We start from the raw sequence: 17980 nt of genomic DNA on the forward strand, positions 1-17980 counted from the left end.
CTCAGCTCCTCATCAGTGCTTCAAGGGTTTTGGCATAACGCGCAATGTCGGCCTCAGTTCGCATTTCGGTGGCACAGACCAGAAGGCCGTTCGGTATCTCCGGGTAATGTGTGCCGGTTGCAAAGCCGCCGAGAATGCCCTTTTCACTGAGCTGCATCAGCAGTGGCTCTACTGCTCTATCAAGGCTTAACAGGCATTCATGGAAAAATGGCGTGCTGAAGGCGCGGCGAACGCCTTGAATACCGGTCAGACGCTCCACAAGCATGCGGGTATTATGGTGGCAGTGGCGCGCAACGGCCTCCAGCCCATCCGGCCCGAGCAGGCTCATATGGATGGTGGCGGCTGTTACCAGAAGCCCCTGATTGGTACAGATATTGGAAGTCGCCTTGCCGCGTCGGATGTGCTGCTCGCGCGCCTGGAGAGTCAGGGTGAAGCCAGGGTTGCCGTCACGGTCAAGCGTTTTTCCGACCAGCCTTCCCGGCATCTGGCGTACATTGGCAAGGCGCGTACTGAAAAAACCAAACCAGGGGCCGCCTGACGCCATGGGCGAGCCAAGCGGCTGGCCTTCACCACAGACAATATCAGCGCCCTTCGTGCCCCATTGACCAGGCGGCTTTAACAGTGCCAGTGACACCGGGTTGACGCAGGCAATACAGAGGCTGTTGTGTGCATGTGCCCAGTCACAGAGCGAGTCAACGGATTCAAGCGCCCCAAAAAAGTTAGGCTGAGCGATAACAAGGGCGGTAATGTCCTCGTTTTCCCAGGGAACCAGCGCATCCGGCGCAAGCGTTCCCGTTACCGGGTCAAAGGGCAGGGTAATCACTTCAATATGCTGCGGACGCACAATGGTTTCCAGCGCTTCACGCCAGAAAGGGTGCAGGGTACCCGCGACCAGCACGCGCGCGTTGTCAGGTTTGCGCGCAAGGCGAACGCTCATCAAGACGGCTTCTGCGAGCGCGCTCGCGCCATCATAAAGCGAGGCGTTGGCCACGTCCATGCCGGTCAGCTCGGCAATCATGGTTTGAAATTCGTAGAGCACCTCGAGCGTGCCCTGACTGGCTTCCGCCTGGTAGGGCGTGTAAGCGGTCATGAATTCACCGCGCGAAGTGATATCCCATACCGCCGCCGGGATATGGTGCTCGTAAGCGCCCGCCCCCATAAAGCAGATGCCGTTGCGGTTTTGCGCGGCGATTTCGCCCGCCTCCCGCAGCATCACCATTTCCGGGACGCCTTCAGGAATGCGCGTAAATGGCTTTGCCCGCAGATGGGCGGGAATTTCTTCAAAGAGCGTGTCAACGTCATTAATGCCAATGGCGTTCAACATGTACGCCCTGTCAGCTTCTGTATGGGGTATGAAGGGCATACTCAGGCATCCTGTTCAAGGGTTTTCTGGTATTGGTCGGCATTCATCAATGCATCCATCTCGCGACTGTCCTGCGGTTTGAGCCGCACGAGCCAGCCTGCACCAAAGGGTTCTGTGTTTACGAGAGCAGGATTATCGTTAACCGCATGATTAACGCCAGTTACTACGCCTCCAATGGGCGCGTAAAAGTCTGAAGCCGCCTTCACCGATTCGACCACGCCGAGTGTCGCCCCGGCCTCGAACGTTTCGCCCTCGCGCGGCAGTTCGACATACACCATGTCGCCCAGCAGCTCCTGAGCGTGCTCGGTAATGCCAATGGTCACTTCATCACCATCCTGTCGCAGCCACTCATGGGTGGCGGTAAATCGCAGGTCGCTCATGATTAACTCCTTTCTGTATCAGAATTCAACAGGCACGCCGTGGCGAACAAAGCGCGGCGGTCCCACTCGGGCAGGCACCAGTGTGCCACGGATATCTACCAGCACATTCTTACCCACGTTTGCCGGCACCCGGGCAAGCGCTATGGAGGCTTCGCGCGTGGGTGACCAGCCACCGCTGGTTATAATGCCATCCGGCAGGCCTTCTACCACGACCCGCTGACCATGGCGCATGATGCCGCGGCCTTCAAGAACAAGGCCCACGAGCTTACGGCGAATGCCTTCGCTCTTTTGCGACAGCAGGGCGCCCATGCCGACAAAATGACGGTCAGAAGGTTCCCACTGCACGGTCCACCCAAGCCCCGACTCCAGCGGACTTGTGGTTTCATCCATGTCCTGTCCGTAGAGCAGAAGGCCGGACTCCAGCCGCAGCGTATCGCGAGCGGCCAGTCCGCAGGGACGCACGCCGACTTCGAGCAGGCTGTCCCAGAGGGAGGTGATTGCGGCTTTCGGGAGAATGATTTCGAGCCCGTCTTCCCCGGTGTAGCCCGTGCGCGCAAAAAACCAGTCACCGACATCCACACATTCAAAAGCGGTCAGGGTGGAAATGGCGTCCTGTTGCGCTGGTGTTAGAATGCGGGAAGTTTGCGCAATGGCCTCAGGCCCCTGGATGGCAAGCATTGCAAGCTCCGGGCGCTCCTGAAGGCCTGCAGAAAACCCTTCTACACGCTCGCGCAGCCACGCAAGATCGCTCTCGCGGGTGGCGGAATTCAATACAAGGCGGTAATTATCAGGTGCGCGCTGGTAAACAATGAGGTCGTCAATAATGCCGCCATGTGCGTTACACATGCAGCTGTAGAGTGCGCGGCCGTGATGGGCAAGGCGGTCAACATCGTTGGTGAGGAGTTTTCGCAAAAACTGTCGGGCGCCGGCGCCAAGGACATCGACCACGGTCATGTGCGAGACATCAAACATCCCGGAATGGCGGCGTACGGCGTGGTGTTCTTCAATCTGAGAGCCGTAGTGCAGCGGCATTTCCCAGCCGTGAAAGTCCGTCAGGCGCGCTCCGGCCTTGATATGACTGGCGTGCAGCGGTGTTCTGGCAATCATTGCATTCTCTCACAAATCCTTTGCTGTGGGAGGGGATTATATACCCGGAGTACCTCGAAATGCCAGATATGCAGGCTTTAATACGGATAATGCTTTCAAGGGTTTGAAGCAGCCCCGGCAGGTGCCGCAGGAGTTGCACCATCGGTATCCGGGCCGCAGATACAGGGTTTTTGAATAACGGCTGACTGCATGCTGGATATGGCCAGTCCGCGCACACCGGTGTCGCCTGATGTTTCGGTAAAAAAGACCGTGACCATCAGCGATTGTTTCTGCGTGTACTGCGGATTTTTGTACACTACGAGCAGGGGCATTTCGCCCTTCCAGACGCCTTTACTGGCCACGGTCACAGTCGGTGGGGCGATGGCAACGGCACTCACGCTGTAGCGATTTTTTTGTGCGGCATCGATAAGGCCCGAGGCTTTGAGCGCATTACTGTAATTTATCCAGCCCTCGGCCGTAAAATAATGCGCAATCTGCCCCTGTTGCACGAGATAATCGCGATAATCCCAGGTCCATGTGGCGACAATGGCTTCATTCACCCACACGGAAAATGCCACCGGGGACGGAGCGGCAAGCAGCTGCCAGGGAAGCAGCGCGAGCAGGCAAAGCATAAAAAATCGCATCAGGTGCACAGGCATCGAACAGTCTCCCAATCAAACGCGTCATTATGCTGATTGTAGACCCGCAGGTGTAAAAAATGCGAGTCCTACGGTGCGTTTTTCAGAAAGGACCATGCGTACTTTCGGGTGCGGGTGCTCTCGCGCTGGTTTCGGCAAACGCAAGTCTTTGTTCTAAAGTACGCATCGTATCCCGGCTAAAGTTCAATCTTTGGGCAATGTCCATGACCATGGCATTAAAAGCGATGATGGAGTCGGTTCGGCAATGTGTGCGCCTGCTCTGGCTGGTTGCAAGTACCTTATAGGCTTCAATATCAGCCGGTAAGGCAAAGCTATTGGGTTCATTACCTGGAATTAACCGGTTGACGGCAGCAAGAAACTGTCCCTCTTTGTCTACAAGATACTGGTCTGGCGCCGCAGCTCGGGCAAGTTCACGAGAAAAATGATCAAGTATCGCCGATTTTAACGAATCGCCCGTTAACCCGTTATAGTTCACATTTGGGAACTGGCGCGAATCCCAGCGTACAGGAGACGCATGACCGCCAAAAAATCCCCACCAGCGGTTTGTGCTGGGACTTGACGCTGGGTTAGTACGTCTTTCAGGCGGAACATAGTATGGGTAAAACGCCTGAATATTCAAAGATGCCTGGGCAGTCGAGCTTGAACTTGCGCTTGCGCTTGAGCTTGAACTTGCGCTTGAGCTTGAACTTGGGCTTGAGCTTGAACTTGAACTTGGGCTTGAGCTTGAACTTGGGCTTGAGCTTGAGCTTGAGCTTGAGCTTGAGCTTGGGCTTGCACTCGAACTCGAACTCGAACTTGCGCTTACAGCCAGCGAAGGATCAGTCGGGCATATAGGGTCATTTGGATTATCCTGATTGCCTGCATCAGGATTGGTGTAGATACCATGATTCAATGCCTCATAAGCTTCGGGGCTCAAGGCCAGGATTTGCTCAAAGCGCTTGCCTGCATGTTGAGCCGCGTAAGCTGCTACTTGATGTCCACCATGCCCATCGTATACCCCCTGAAGGAAGGGCTGGCCTTTTTTAACGGCAACGCACGATACGGAGATGTTGTCTTGAGATTTATCTGCAAACGCTGCTCCAGCAAGATATTCAGCGAGGCTCTTTTCATCATCAGTATCACCCTGGTAGCTCTCCAGTTTTTCTTTAAGATAGTCGCTGTCTGCTTTCCCATGCGTCACTTCGGTAAAGCCGTCACAGGTCGTAATTATTTTAATCGAACAGGGTGAGTTTGGCTCTAAACCCGCAGCAGTTACCAGGTCATCAAGATTCGTAATATCAATCTGAGACTCTGGGATGACAAGTCGATTATCCTGAGCCTTAAACGCCGTATCTCCAATAGCGCGGAATACGCTTAACTGACCATTGACTCTTTTGAAAAGTACAAAGCCTCCAGCCCCCTCAACGCGTGCTGCTTCGTCCTCGTTGTCCCCATTGTGTAACACGGAATTAAGCCGTACAACGTGGCGCACTTTGCCATGTTCATCAAAGACCGCAGCAAAAGAGACTGCATCTCCAAGCGTTGCTGTTATGAGGTGATTTTTTCCGTCATAAACGGTTTGAGATACCGTGGTTCCTTGCATGCGTGCATCGATAGCTGCGTCGCTCAGTTCGGCGTCCAGAGTAATGTTGGTGGTCCAGAGGCGATGCCCAATTTCCTGAGGCGTAAGTTCGATTGAAGGGTAAAAAGACACAGCGAGGGCATCTTCCTGCTCGGTACGTCTGCCTTTAAGTTCACAATATCCAACATGGTGTTCAGGATTGCCGTCTGTTTTTTTTATGTTTAACTGACTTTGCGCCGCATGAAATTTAGCAAATTCAGCAAAGTTAGCAAAAGTTGTACCCACCGATAACTCAGAGCCTAAACTATCCGGCACAGAAATTAAGTGATAAATCGCGTTACCTGCAGCCATAATGTGTACTCTTGGTTATCAATAATGACTACATTTTAGCATTTAAAGCTTAGCTAAGGCTTAAGTTCGAAATCTGTGTACGGGACATTTTTTCCGCGCCGGTGGATTCACGTGTATTTTTGTACCGTGACCAGGCTGAATCGTTCCATGCGTTGGCTCCGTGCCACATCCCGAATGGATCCCCGCCTGCGCGGGGAAGACAGTGTGGGAGAGATTTTGACCTCTGCTCACAACCCGAATCCTGTCATTCCCGCGTAGGCGGGAACCCATCCATGTGCCGGCACGGGGCTAACTCCAGCATGAGCTCTGGGAAGACAACGATTTTTTGTCCCGTACACAGGTTCGAAATTCAACTAAAAAAACCGCGCTGTGCTGGACAAAAAACGCATAACGTCTGCGTGCCCGTTTGCGTTACCGAAATTGTCGCGTCAAGGCCGGATAGCTGCATCTTTGGTATGTGTCTTTGAAAAATCATCCGGTACACAGAAAAGCCAAGCTTAAAAACGCGCATTTTGCTGAAACTCGGGTATAATTGCGCTTTTGGGCGTCCATGCCCCTGTGGAGAGCGCCTGTGGGTGAGAGTCGTTATTATTTTGCCAACCGCGATGCCATCAGCCGTCTCGTTAACCGCTGGGATGTGCTGCTGCTGGTGCTCGTGTTTGCGCTGCTGTTTTTTCTGGCCTTTGCCGGCAACCAGATGGCAAGCCCCTATCAGCTGGGAGAGCCGCTGCCGATTTCGCTCGCGCCTTCCATGCTGCCTTTTTACGCGCTGCGCACCGTGTTGCGCATGTTTATTGCGCTGACACTCTCGCTCCTCTTTACGCTCATCGTTGGCGCGCTTGCCGCCAAGAACCGCCGCGCAGAACAGGTTATCATTCCTGCCATTGACGTGCTGCAGTCGGTACCGGTGCTGAGCTTTCTCTCGATTACCGTTGCAGGATTTATCCATCTTTTTCCAGGCAGCCTTCTGGGGCCGGAGTGCGCTTCGATTTTTGCGATTTTCACCGCTCAGGTCTGGAACATTACGTTTGGTTTTTACCAGGCGCTTATTACCGTGCCACATGATTTGCGTGAGGCCTCTGACATGTTCCAGCTGTCTGCCTGGCAGCGTTTCTGGAAGGTGGAAGTGCCTTTTTCCATGCCGGGCCTCATCTGGAACATGATGGTATCGATGAGCGCCAGCTGGTTTTTTGTGGTGCTCTCCGAAGCCATTGCCGTGGCGCACCAGGACATCCGCCTGCCAGGGGTTGGTTCCTATATTGCCATGGCGATTGCCGAGCATAATCTGGTGGCGGTGGGCTGGGCAATTTTTACCATGGTGGTAGTGATTTTTCTTTATGATCAGATTTTTTTCCGCCCGCTGCTTGCATGGTCAGAAAAATTCCGCATGGAGCAGGTACCGGATGAAGAGGCTTATCAGTCATGGCTGGTCGACTGGTTTCGCCGCAGCCACCTGCGCGTGCATCTGAGCCGCATGACAGGCTTTCTTAAAGACCGCTTTATTAATGCCCGCTGGTTCAGAAAAGCGGCGCCTGCGAGTGCCGTGTCAGTGAGCTCTCCTGTAAGGCGATGGCTCGCCGCGGGCTGGACGGCGTTTATTGTCATAAGCCTTCTGGGCGGCATGAGCTGGCTGTCGTTTTTTATTCTTGATTACCTGAGCGTGCAGGAAGTTCTGCATGTGTTTGCGCTCGGCTCGGCCACCGCTTTACGGGTGGTTGTGTTGATTGTCGCGAGCTCGCTCGTGTGGATTCCAGTCGGAGTCTGGATTGGCCTGCGCCCCTCGGTTGCGCACAAAATTCAGCCGGTCATTCAGTTCGCGGCCGCGTTTCCGGCGAACCTTTTTTATCCGCTCTTTGTCATTGCCATTGTGCGTTTTGACCTCAGTGTGGAAATCTGGGTGACGCCCCTAATGATTCTTGGCACCCAATGGTATATTTTGTTTAACGTTATTGCCGGTGCCGCAAGCATTCCCCGCGAACTTTATCTGGCCGCGGATAATTTTGGCGTGCGCGGCTGGCTCTGGTGGAAGCGTCTTGCACTCCCTGGCATTTTTCCTTTTTATATTACGGGCGCGATAACCGCCGCCGGAGGCGCCTGGAACGCCAGCATTGTGGCCGAGTGGGTAAGCTGGGGCAGCACCACCCTGCGCGCGACCGGGCTTGGCGAATACATCCAGGCAAGTACGATAGCCGGGGATTTTCCTAAAATTGCCCTTGGCACCGCCACCATGTGCCTGTATGTTCTGGCCTTTAACCATCTGCTCTGGCGCCCGCTCTATCGGCTTGCGCATGAGCGTTTTCACAGCTATTGAGAGACTGATGCCTGAAACTATTATTGCCATTCATAACCTGCGAAAATCCTTCCGCCGCGCGGCAAATCAGGATTTGCTGGTATTGCAGGATGTGAATTTTGAACTGAACAAAGGCGAAATTGTAGCACTCCTTGGAAAATCGGGCTCCGGAAAGTCCACGCTGCTTCGCATTATTGCCGGACTTGTGGCACCGACTGCCGGTGAAGTCACCTACCGCGGGCGTCCGGTCAGGGGGCCAGTATCGGGCATTGCGATGGTGTTTCAGTCTTTTGCTCTGATGCCATGGCTCACGGTTCTTGAGAACGTGGAACTCGGGCTTGAAGCCCAGGGCATTTCACGCGAAGAGCGTCGTCGCCGCGCGATTGAAGCGATTGATATCATCGGCCTTGACGGTTTTGAGTCGGCTTATCCCAAAGAGCTTTCAGGCGGCATGCGCCAGCGCGTGGGCTTTGCGCGAGCGCTCGTTATCAATCCCGATATCCTCTTGATGGATGAGCCTTTCTCCGCACTGGATGTGTTAACGGCAGAAAACCTGAAGTCCGACCTGCTGGCGCTTTGGGAAGGGCGAAAAACCAATACGAACGGCATTCTGCTCGTTACCCACAACATTGAGGAAGCGGCGATGCTTGCCGACCGGATTGTGGTTTTCGACAGCGACCCGGGCTATATCCGCGCAGAACTTCACGTTTCCCTGCCACAGCCTCGCAATACCGATACCCCAGAGTTTCAGGCGCTGGTTGACCGCATTTACACACTGATGACGACCGGGCCGAAGGAGCGTGCGCGCCGTTTGCAGCGTGAGCGCCAGATTGGTCTTGGGTATCGTCTGCCGGATGTTGACCCCTCGGAGCTCTCCGGTTTAATCGATACCATGACGTCTTTTGAGCAGCACATTGACCTCCCGGAACTCGCCGATGAGCTGATGATGAACATCGATGATTTGTTCCCCATTCTTGAGACGCTTGAAATTCTGGGCTTTGCCCGGGTTTCCGATGGTGATATTCACTTAAGCGAGCTTGGGCGCCAGTTTGCCGATGCGGATTTGCAGGCACGTAAACGCCTCTTTGCCGAACGCCTGCTTGAGAAGGTGCCGCTTGCGCGTTATATCCGCCGTATTCTTGATGAAAAAGCGGGGCACCGTGTTTCTGAAGAGCGTTTTCTAACGAAGCTTGAAGACTACCTCAGCGAAAAAGAAGCCGACCGGGTGCTGCACACCCTTATTGACTGGGGGCGTTATGCCGAGATTTTTGCGTATGATTTTAATACCGGCATGCTGAGCCTTGAAGACCCCGGGCAGTCGGATACTGCGCGTGGATAACCGACTGTCATCAGGCAGTCTGCGCCTTTTTCACGAGGTAATCGAGCACTTCCAGAAGCCTTTCGGGGCTTTTTGCCATCTGTAAGTCGGTTTTGTAACGGTTTCCGACCACAATCGCCGGGACGGCATTGATGTGTGCCGCACTCATGCGCGCCACGCTTTGGCCCAGTGCCATATCCATGGCCATGGAATGGGTAAACGCACTCTCGGCAACGTCTTTTTGAACGCCATTTTCTACGAAAAAGGCTATCATTTCCGCATTACTTTCAAGGGGATGCTTCTCGTCTTGAACGGCAGCAAAGAGTTTGGGGGCCATGGCGTCGCTCAAACCGAGTGTGTCGCTCGCATACCACGCTCTGGCATACACTTCCCAGGCGGGCCTGAAGATGACGGGCGTGCGAACAAAACGAATCTTTTTGCCTTCGGCTTTCACCCATTGCTGCAGGGTCGGCTCAAGCCGGTAGCATGCGGGGCAGCCAAAGCTGAAAAACTCACGCACAAGCACCGCGCCGCTTCCGGCGGGTTTGGCTGCAAGCACTTGATAATCCTCGCCTTCAACAATGGCGGCAGCCGCGAACAGCGGCATCAGGAGCAGTGAGAGCGTGAAGAGCGCCTTAAGGCGGGAGCGAAGCGTATTCAACATAGGGTTATTCCTGATACAAGCCGGCAACATAGGCCGAGATAGCGTTCATGTCTTCCTGCGTCATGCGGGCACTGATGTCGCGCATGATGGCATTGTAATCGTTCGCGCGCTTTTTGTCGCGAAAATCAGCAAGCTGCTGGGCGGTATAGGCGGCATTCTGCCCCGAGATAACCGGAAAGCCGGCCTCACTGTTGCCAAGGCCGCCAGGTCCGTGGCAGGCGATGCAGGCCGTAATATGGCGTTCAAAATTGCCGCCTCGATACAGCCTTTCACCGGGCGCAATCGCCGCTTTTGGGGTTTTGCCAATCGGGTGGGGCAGTGAGGCATAGTAAGCCGCCAAATCGGTGAGGTCTTCATCGCTAAGATTCGCCAGTATGGCCGTCATTACCGGAACATTTCGGGTTTTTCCCGCTTTCATGTCCTGCATCTGTTTTAACAGATAAGGGGCATGCTGGCCGGCGAGATTGGGCCAGAGGGGGTTTGGGCTGATCCCGGCCGGACCATGGCAGGCCACGCAGGTCGCTGATTTTTCAAGACCTTTTGCAATACGATCGGCCGCTTCTGCGCCAGTGATGACGCTGAGCATTACAACCAGCAGCAGGTGCTTTTTCATGCAGGACTTCCCGGAGAGGCCGTTCAGAATTTTTACCATTTTATGCCGCAGGGCGCGGTGATGCAACTGTGCGCGCCCTTATCCCGAAAGCCGCTCAAGAACCTGAGGGGCTTATTGTCATCGTCATGCTGACTTCGCTCGATGATGATGGTTGTGATTTTGCAAAATGTGTTGCGCTAAAGGCCTCCTGAAAGGCGTCCAGCTGTAGCCCCATAATGACTGAAGGCCTTAAAGACCTCAACCTTTCTTTGGCACATGCTTTTTGTAAGGCAATCCAGGTAAGCGCCAGCAATTGTGTGGCTGAAATACCGGTTTCCGAATCCACAAACCCCTCACTCTGCAGTCGCTTAATACAGTCAAGCGTTTTGTTCTCGTTATTTTTACTGTCTAACAAGATACTGGCAGTCAAGCTGCGCAGTTGTCCATCGAGCAGTTTTTCATCAAGCATTTTCCCGCCATGAATCAACATAAGCGTTAAAGCAGTTTCTGTTATTACAGAATGGCTGTTGTTTTTACCCGAAATATTTTGCAGATACTCAGCCACTTTGCCTCGCGCGAGCGCTGCTCCTGCCGGTGTCGAATCTTCATCCAGGGCATGAATGCATAAACGGTAGATGTTAACGAAATGCACGGGACTCAGTGCATTGTCCTCTATCTGCTCCCAATATGGCATTACGTCTTCATGCAGGAAAATTTGAGAGTAATCGAGCAACAGGTGATAGATAACATCAAGCCCTTTTGATTGAACATAATTGAAAAAAGCAATTGACCGGTCGCCAAGCGCAAACCCCCAGCCGTTGGCACTCCCCACAACACATGCCCGCTCCTCGATAAAAGAGTCTGGCATGCGCATACGCAATTTACCGAGTACGCTTGCAACCCGCTCTGGATAAGGATGATGTGCAAGGCGCAGCACATTAAGCCCCGATGTTTCAAAATCCGACATTTCAACGGTCTTTGGCAAATGATGTTTGCTTTTTAATTTACTGAATCTATTGAATCTTGCATCAAATTTTTTGTTGTCCTGCAATGCCTGTTCTGAACGTTTTGTCGCTTCAGATAAGTGTTTGCCAAAAACACGTTCTACTCCTGCCTCTGTTGTGACACCTTTAAAGTAAAAGCCAGGAAGAGTCAACAGTGTGTTCGTTGTACTTTCTAAAGCCCTTTGTTGTATGCGTAACTTCTCAATCACATTAATCTCTGCCTTTCCGTCTTTTAGAAGGTTTGTTTTAACGCATAAACCAAGCCGTAAAAGCGTCACCAGCCCCTGACTCAAATGCTCGGGGTTCGAATGGTTCAGCAGCAGCTTGAAGAGGCGTGGGTTTTCATGCAGTGCAGAGCGGTTAGTCTCGGGATTCATCGTTTGCGCATGCAGTGCATTGAGGCCATTTACCCATTTGTCGAGCCGGCCGCTCTTAAACAGCATGATAACCTGTTCGACCGTTGCCAAATTCGCAGTGGGAATGCCAGTATTAAGCCTCTGCAACGATGCGATAATGCCTGCAAAATCGGGCGCATCCTCGTTGAACAGCCTAAACATATCTTGGCGCCCCTTATAACTTTCTCCGTAAGAACGGTCGCTCTTTTTATAAGCGATACCTTTCTGGTGGGAAGTAATGAGGAATGACGCAAAACCTTCCAGAGCAGAAGGCAGTGGCGAGCGTATCGATATCTTCCTTAAATATTTCGCATAAACCCCTCGCAGCTGCAAAGAGTCATCATTTGCCAGAGCCCGTTTAAAGACGAGAATTTCCCGTTGAAATGCTTCTGCACATGCATCCTCGTTGGCCACCAATATTCCAAACTCTTCTTCTCGCAGTTGGTGTTCCTGCGTGAATCGCCACTTTTCCATAAGTCTTGAGGTATTAAAGGCGGGCAGATAATCAAGCAGCCAGCGGCGAAAGCGCCCGAAAAGCGAGTTGTCTGTGATGAAGTCCTGATACTGCGCGCAAAACCTGAAAGCGGCCTCTGCTCGATATTGTGCCTCATAAGACGAAGAGCTCGCAGCCCAGGGCATTAGGGGGATATAGAACTGTAACAGGTAACGCTGCATGTCTGATGGAAAAAAAAGACGGGAAAACCAGCCTGATTGCCTAAATTGCAAGCGAAGCGCAATCATGGTCTCATCGTTGTCGCGAAGTAATTTACTCATCTTTCTCTCGATACCCCAAAAAATGGTCAAATTTAAGCTGATTGGCGCAAGATACAGACAGCAAAGGCTGCTGTCAAGTTTTAAACCTCCATGTGCAGGGTGAGCGTGACAGACCCTGCTTTCTGTATTGGTAATTTTCATCTGCTGAGGCCACGTCCTGCTATGGGTTAAAGTATCAGGTGTCGTTTAAGCGTTGATGTTTTGAGGCGGGCTCGTTGCTGCTCGTATACAGATTGTGCCGAACATTGCTACAATCCGCTTTTTTCTTCAGGCCTTAAACATGCGACCCAATCGTTACATGCAGGCGAGCTTTCTCAAAAGTGCGCCCCGCGTTGACCTCCTTCCTCCTGACACGGGATTTGAAGTGGCCTTTGCCGGGCGCTCCAATGCCGGAAAATCAAGTGCGCTGAACACGCTAACCGGTATGCGCCAGCTTGCCCGCACCAGTAAAACCCCCGGACGCACGCAGCTTATTAACCTCTTTTCGCTGGATGATACGCGCCGGCTCGTGGATTTACCGGGCTATGGGTATGCGAAAGTGGCCAAAAGTCTGAAGCTTGACTGGCAAAAGCACCTCGCTGAATACCTGGAAACTCGCCATTGCCTGCGCGGCCTTGTGGTATTGATGGACATTCGCCATCCTTTAAAGCCGCTGGATGAAACCCTGATTCACTGGGCGCTGGCGCGCCAGCTTCCCGTGCATATCCTGCTGACCAAATCGGATAAGCTTGGATTTGGTGAAGTTAAAAAAACGGTTCAGGCGGTCAGTCATCATTTTGTCGATTATGCCGGTGCCGTTACCGTACAGGCGTTTTCCGCCACGAAAAAGCAGGGGATTGAGATGCTTTGTGACGTACTCGATCACTGGTTTGAGATGACGGCCGATTAAGTGTCGGGCGCCTTACACTTTATAAGTAAGCCTTTGTATTTAAGAGTTTTTTTGTAGGCTGGGCTGAGCGGCGCGAAGCCCGGCATCGGGTATCCCCAAAGGCCGGATGTTTTTTCGTGCATCCTGTCCCGCGCTTATCAGCGCAGGCTACGACGCTACGGAAGTTTTTAAATAACCTATTGTATTCATTTGTTTTTTTGTAGGCTGGGCTAAGCGAAGCGCAGCCCGGCATCAGGTATAACCGTCCGCCGGATGTCTTTTCGGGCATCCATTCCCGGGCTTTGCACCCAACGCTACGGCAGATTGTTCCTTGCGTTTAACAACTGCAGCACCGATTGTGGATTGGCGAGCGTGCTCAAATCTCCAAGATCGTCCACTGACTGTGCTTCATGGTTCGCGATTTTGCGCAGAATGCGGCGCATGATTTTGCCCGAGCGGGTTTTAGGCAGGTCGCCAGCCCATTCGATGGTTTCAGGTTTGGCAATGGCACCTATCCGTTCCTTGACACCTGAAAGCAGCGACTCGCGCAGCGCGGCACTTGCTGCAATGCCTTCCTTCAAGGTTACAAACGCATGCACGGCTTCCCCGCGTACCGGGTGGGCAACGCCAATCACGGCAGCTTCTGCCACTCCTTCAACCGCGACCAGCGCGCTTTCAATCTCGGCACATCCTAAAAGATGTCCGGAAACGTTCAGCATGTCGTCCGTGCGACCGGTAATCCAGTAGTCGCCATCTGCATCAACCCGCGCACCATCCCCCGTCAGATAATATCCTGTGGCCAGATAGCTCTGGCGGTAGCGTTCATGATTGCCAAGAATGGTACGTGCCATCGCGGGCCATGAAACCCTGATAGTCAGCCGACCTTCGCCAGCACCCTTAAGAGGCGCGTTGTTATCGTTAAGAAGAAGCGGCTCAATGCCTGGCAGCGGCGAACGTGCACTCCCGGGTTTGGCATGTGCCACATTGGCAGGTGGGCAGAGCATGATGGCGCCCGTTTCTGTCTGCCACCAGGTATCCACAATCGGGCAGCGCCCACGCCCCACCTTGTCGTAATACCACTGCCAGGCGGCTGGATTAATGGGCTCGCCAACGCTGCCCAAAAGGCGCAGTGTATCCCTGCTGCTGGTGTCAAGCCATTCATCACCGGCGCGCATGAGGCTGCGAATGGCGGTGGGGGCGGTGTAAAAGACGCTGACGCGGTGGCGGTCAATCATTTCCCAGCAGCGGGAAGGCTGTGGCCACAGCGGTATGCCGGAGAAGAGCAGGGTGGTGATGCCGTTACAGAGCGGGCCATACACGGTGTAACTGTGCCCGGTAATCCAGCCGACATCCGCCGTGCTCCAGAAAACTTCATGCGGGCTACAGCCAAACACGTACTGATGGCTGAATGCCACCTGAACGAGGTAACCGCCGGTGGTGTGCACAAGGCCCTTGGGCGTGCCGGTACTGCCGGAGGTATAGAGAATAAAAAGCGGGTCTTCCGCCTGCATGGGCTCGGGCGCAAAATGAATGGAAGCCCCAGTGCGCGCCGTGTGCCACCAGACATCACGCTGCTCGTCAAAAGGCACCGGTTCGTGGCTGTGGCGAATGACGAGCATCCTGACCGGCAGGCCCTGTGCGGCAAGGTCCGCCTCGGACTTTAACGGGTGCAGACGCCCGCCCCGATGAAAACTGTCGCCGGTAATCAGCACGTCACACTCTGCGGCCTTGAGGCGTTCACGAAGAGCGGCTGCTGAAAATCCTGCAAAAACCACGGTGTGCACGAATCCTGCCCGCGCACACGCAAGCATCGCAATGGCGGCTTCCGGAATGGTCGGGAGATAAATGGCAACCCGGCTTCCACGCTTTAATCCCATGCCACTGAGTACATTTGCCATGCGACAGACTTCATCATGCAGTTCTGCAAACGTCAGTGTGCGGCATGCATCAGGAGTATCCCCTTCCCAGATAATCGCGGTTTGACGGGCTTTATGCGGCAAATGGCGGTCAATGCAGTTGACACTGACATTCAATCGCCCCCCGCCAAACCAGCGGGTATTGCCTTCTGCAAGACTGCCTTCGCACACGCTTGTAAAGGGCTCCATCCAGTCCACGGTACGAAGAGCCACATCCTTCCAGAAGGCTTCATGCGGGTGGCGTGGCTCAGTCGTTTGTGTGGTCATACGCGTTACCCTCATCAGCCAGTTCACGAATAATCGCTGAAAAATCAAGGTGCCCGTGGCCTTCATCCTGCATGTGGGAATAGAGGCTGGCAGCGAGTGCAGCCATCGGCGTTTCAAGACCTGTTTGCTCTGCGCTCTGCTGCCCGAGGCGCAAGTCTTTCAGCATCATGGCGGCGGTGAATCCGGGTTTATAGTCATTAGTCGCAGGAACGCCGGGCAGTACATCCCCAACCGGCGGATAGGTGCTCATGCTCCAGCATTGCCCGGAAGAACAGTTCACCACCTCAAAGAGTTTCTGGTGAGAAAGCCCGAGGCGCTCGCCGAGCAGAAAAGCTTCTGATACCGCAATCATGGAGATGCCAAGAATCAGGTTATTGCAGATTTTCGCAGCCTGCCCACTGCCGTTTGCGCCGGTATGAATGACGTTCTTTCCTAAGGCCTGAAGCACGGGGCGAAGGTCATTGAGAATATCTGTCTCGCCACCGGCCATGAAGGTCAGGGTGCCCATGGTTGCCCCATTGACACCGCCGGATACCGGTGCGTCAATCGCACGTATGCCGGCTTTCAAGGCCTCTTCATGCACAAAGCGCGTGGTCTGCACATCAATGGAGGAACAGTCCATGTAGAGCGCGCCTTTTCTGGCGTGTGCAAAAAGCCCCGCTTCTCCAAGGCACACCTGACGAACCTGCTCGCCTGTTTGCAGCATGGTGATAAGGACGTCCTGGTCGTGCGCCACATCGACAAGGCTGTGTGCTTCAATCCCGCCGGCACTGACCAGTGCCTGACGCGCCCTTGGGGCAAGGTCAAAACCCGTAACCGTAAAGCCCGCTTTAACGAGATTGATGGCCATGGGCAGGCCCATGTGTCCAAGTCCTGCAAATCCAATCCGTGTCATCGGTGCTCCTTTAGTCATTTACGGGCATCACAAACGCGCTGGTGTCTTCACGGCTTGTAGGCCAGCGGCTGGTGACACTTTTGCGCCGGGTGTAAAAGTGGAAGCTTTCATCACCGTGCATGAACGTGTCACCAAAGGAAGAGCGCTTCCAGCCGCCGAAGGGATGGGTCGCAACCGGGACCGGAATGGGGATATTGACTCCCACCATGCCGACATTGACACGGGTAGAATATTCGCGGGCAAAGTAGCCGCTGCGAGTGAAAATCGCCGTGCCGTTGCCATACGCGTGACGATTGACGAGCGCAAGCGCGTCTTCAAAGGTCTTTACCGTCAGCATGACGAGTACCGGGCCAAAAATTTCCTGCTGATAAATTTGCATGTCTTCGCGCACGTCATCAAAGAGCGTGGGGCCTGTGAAAAATCCATTCGGGAAATCCTTGTGGCGAAAGCCGCGCCCGTCAACCAGCAGACGCGCGCCTTCCTTTACGCCCTCATCAATGAACGCCAGCACGCGCTCGCGGTGGGCGGCGCTGATGAGAGGGCCCATATCAACGCCAGGTTCGTTCCCGGCGCCTACGCGGATGTTTTTAACGCGCGTAATCAGGGCATCGGTCAGGCGTCTGGCGCTGTCTTCGCCAACGCTCACCACCACCGAAAGCGCCATGCAGCGCTCACCGGCTGAACCGAAGGCGGCACCCGTAATGGCATCGGCAGCCATGTCCATGTCGGCATCCGGCATGACGACACAATGGTTTTTAGCCCCTCCAAAGGTGTGGGCGCGCTTGCCGTTGGCGGTGGCCGTGCGATAAATTGCTTCGGCGACCGGGGTTGAGGCGACCGCGGTAAAGGCTTCGATGTCGGGGTGTGCGAGGAGGGTGTCTACGGTTTCGCGATTTCCCTGAAGGCACTGCACCACCCCGTCAGGAAGGCCCGCTTCTTTCAGCAGTTCTACCAGTCGCACCGTGGCCGAGGGGTCCTGTTCAGAGGGCTTGATGATAAAGGTGTTGCCGCAGGCAATGGCAGGCGCCATCATCCAGAGCGGAACCATGACGGGGAAATTAAACGGCGAAACACCGGCACAGACGCCAAGGGGCTGCGGGAAGGTGCAGCAGTCAATGCCGCCGGCGGCATTCAGGCTGAACTGCCCCTGCAGCCGGCTTGTGAGTGCGCTGTAAAATTCAACGGCTTCAATCCCCCGGGCAACGGAGCCACGGGCATCTTCAAGCGTTTTGCCGTGTTCGCGGGTAACGATTTCCGCGAGCTCATCCGTGTGGCGTTCCAGCAGTTCACGAAAGCGGTTCAGAATACGCGCACGCCGTATGGGAGGTGTAGCGGCCCAGCCCGGAAACGCCGTTCGGGCATTTTCCACGGCTTCCATGCACAACGCACGGGACGCATAAGGGACTCTGCCAATGACGTCACCGGTCGCCGGGTTGGTAATGGGATGCGATAAGTCTGCTGCAGGCTCCAGTCGAGCGGTACCGGCAAGAATGTGGGGAACGGTATAACCCATGACGAAACTCCTTTTCTTAAATGGGGCTAAGTTTAGCACGAACATCGGCTGTGGACATTCACTTTCGCCACTGCCAGAATGACT

14 protein-coding genes are annotated in these 17980 nt (G+C 54.2%); 3 read left to right on the forward strand and 11 right to left on the reverse strand.

Annotated elements, in window-relative coordinates:
- Position 1 precedes the first annotated feature (1 nt).
- From gcvPA to E4T54_RS06615, 5 genes are all read right to left on the reverse strand, one after another.
- The gene (gcvPA, locus tag E4T54_RS06595) at positions 2 to 1363 is read right to left on the reverse strand and encodes an aminomethyl-transferring glycine dehydrogenase subunit GcvPA (RefSeq protein WP_028385635.1); all 1362 of its coding nucleotides are present in this window, start codon (positions 1361 to 1363) and stop codon (positions 2 to 4) included.
- A 2-nt stretch (positions 1364 to 1365) separates the two neighbouring features.
- The gene (gene gcvH / locus E4T54_RS06600) at positions 1366 to 1743 is read right to left on the reverse strand and encodes a glycine cleavage system protein GcvH (protein WP_028385636.1); all 378 of its coding nucleotides are present in this window, start codon (positions 1741 to 1743) and stop codon (positions 1366 to 1368) included.
- Positions 1744 to 1761: 18 nt separating this feature from the next.
- Entirely contained in the window at positions 1762 to 2850 is a 1089-nt protein-coding gene (gene gcvT / locus E4T54_RS06605; protein WP_028385637.1) for a glycine cleavage system aminomethyltransferase GcvT, read from the reverse strand.
- 95 nt (positions 2851 to 2945) lie between these two features.
- Positions 2946 to 3488, reverse strand: coding sequence for a DotI/IcmL family type IV secretion protein (locus E4T54_RS06610; RefSeq protein WP_028385638.1), 543 nt, complete (start codon positions 3486 to 3488; stop codon positions 2946 to 2948).
- Positions 3489 to 3570: 82 nt separating this feature from the next.
- Positions 3571 to 5400 carry a PP2C family serine/threonine-protein phosphatase gene (locus E4T54_RS06615; protein ID WP_035901607.1) on the reverse strand — a complete coding sequence of 610 codons (1830 nt, stop codon included), beginning with the start codon at positions 5398 to 5400 and terminating at the stop codon, positions 3571 to 3573.
- A 571-nt stretch (positions 5401 to 5971) separates the two neighbouring features.
- Here E4T54_RS06615 and E4T54_RS06620 point away from each other — a divergent pair.
- Complete coding sequence (locus E4T54_RS06620) at positions 5972 to 7711, forward strand: ABC transporter permease (RefSeq protein ID WP_028385639.1); 1740 nt, start codon at positions 5972 to 5974, stop codon at positions 7709 to 7711.
- A 7-nt stretch (positions 7712 to 7718) separates the two neighbouring features.
- Positions 7719 to 9029, forward strand: a complete 1311-nt coding sequence (locus tag E4T54_RS06625; RefSeq protein WP_028385640.1) for an ABC transporter ATP-binding protein — start codon at positions 7719 to 7721, stop codon at positions 9027 to 9029.
- A gap of 10 nt (positions 9030 to 9039) precedes the next feature.
- On the opposite strand, the gene E4T54_RS06630 is transcribed toward E4T54_RS06625, so the two are convergent.
- The 3 genes from E4T54_RS06630 to E4T54_RS06640 all read right to left on the reverse strand — a co-directional run bounded on the left by E4T54_RS06630 (position 9040) and on the right by E4T54_RS06640 (position 12437).
- Positions 9040 to 9672 (reverse strand): thiol:disulfide interchange protein DsbA/DsbL, encoded by a 633-nt coding sequence (locus tag E4T54_RS06630; RefSeq protein WP_035901610.1) that lies wholly within the window; start codon positions 9670 to 9672, stop codon positions 9040 to 9042.
- 4 nt (positions 9673 to 9676) lie between these two features.
- Positions 9677 to 10285 carry a c-type cytochrome gene (locus tag E4T54_RS06635; protein WP_028385642.1) on the reverse strand — a complete coding sequence of 203 codons (609 nt, stop codon included), beginning with the start codon at positions 10283 to 10285 and terminating at the stop codon, positions 9677 to 9679.
- A gap of 94 nt (positions 10286 to 10379) precedes the next feature.
- A complete protein-coding gene (locus E4T54_RS06640; RefSeq protein WP_131793716.1) occupies positions 10380 to 12437 on the reverse strand; it encodes a hypothetical protein in 2058 nt (685 codons plus the stop codon).
- Between the two features lie 280 nt (positions 12438 to 12717).
- Here E4T54_RS06640 and yihA point away from each other — a divergent pair, with 280 nt between their 5' ends.
- On the forward strand, positions 12718 to 13326 hold the full coding sequence (gene yihA / locus E4T54_RS06645; RefSeq protein ID WP_028385644.1) for a ribosome biogenesis GTP-binding protein YihA/YsxC: 609 nt from the start codon (positions 12718 to 12720) through the stop codon (positions 13324 to 13326).
- Between the two features lie 293 nt (positions 13327 to 13619).
- On the opposite strand, the gene acs is transcribed toward yihA, so the two are convergent.
- The 3 genes from acs to E4T54_RS06660 are packed head-to-tail and all read right to left on the reverse strand — an operon-like array spanning position 13620 to position 17896.
- Positions 13620 to 15488 carry an acetate--CoA ligase gene (gene acs / locus E4T54_RS06650; protein WP_035901613.1) on the reverse strand — a complete coding sequence of 623 codons (1869 nt, stop codon included), beginning with the start codon at positions 15486 to 15488 and terminating at the stop codon, positions 13620 to 13622.
- On the reverse strand, positions 15469 to 16383 hold the full coding sequence (gene mmsB, locus E4T54_RS06655; RefSeq protein WP_028385645.1) for a 3-hydroxyisobutyrate dehydrogenase: 915 nt from the start codon (positions 16381 to 16383) through the stop codon (positions 15469 to 15471). The genes acs and mmsB overlap by 20 nt, the downstream gene beginning before the upstream one ends.
- Before the next feature lie 10 nt (positions 16384 to 16393).
- Positions 16394 to 17896 carry a CoA-acylating methylmalonate-semialdehyde dehydrogenase gene (locus tag E4T54_RS06660; protein ID WP_028385646.1) on the reverse strand — a complete coding sequence of 501 codons (1503 nt, stop codon included), beginning with the start codon at positions 17894 to 17896 and terminating at the stop codon, positions 16394 to 16396.
- Positions 17897 to 17980: the final 84 nt, after the last annotated feature.

The sequence above is a fragment of the Legionella geestiana genome, assembly GCF_004571195.1.
In the GTDB taxonomy this organism is placed as follows: Bacteria; Pseudomonadota; Gammaproteobacteria; order Legionellales; family Legionellaceae; genus Legionella_B; species Legionella_B geestiana.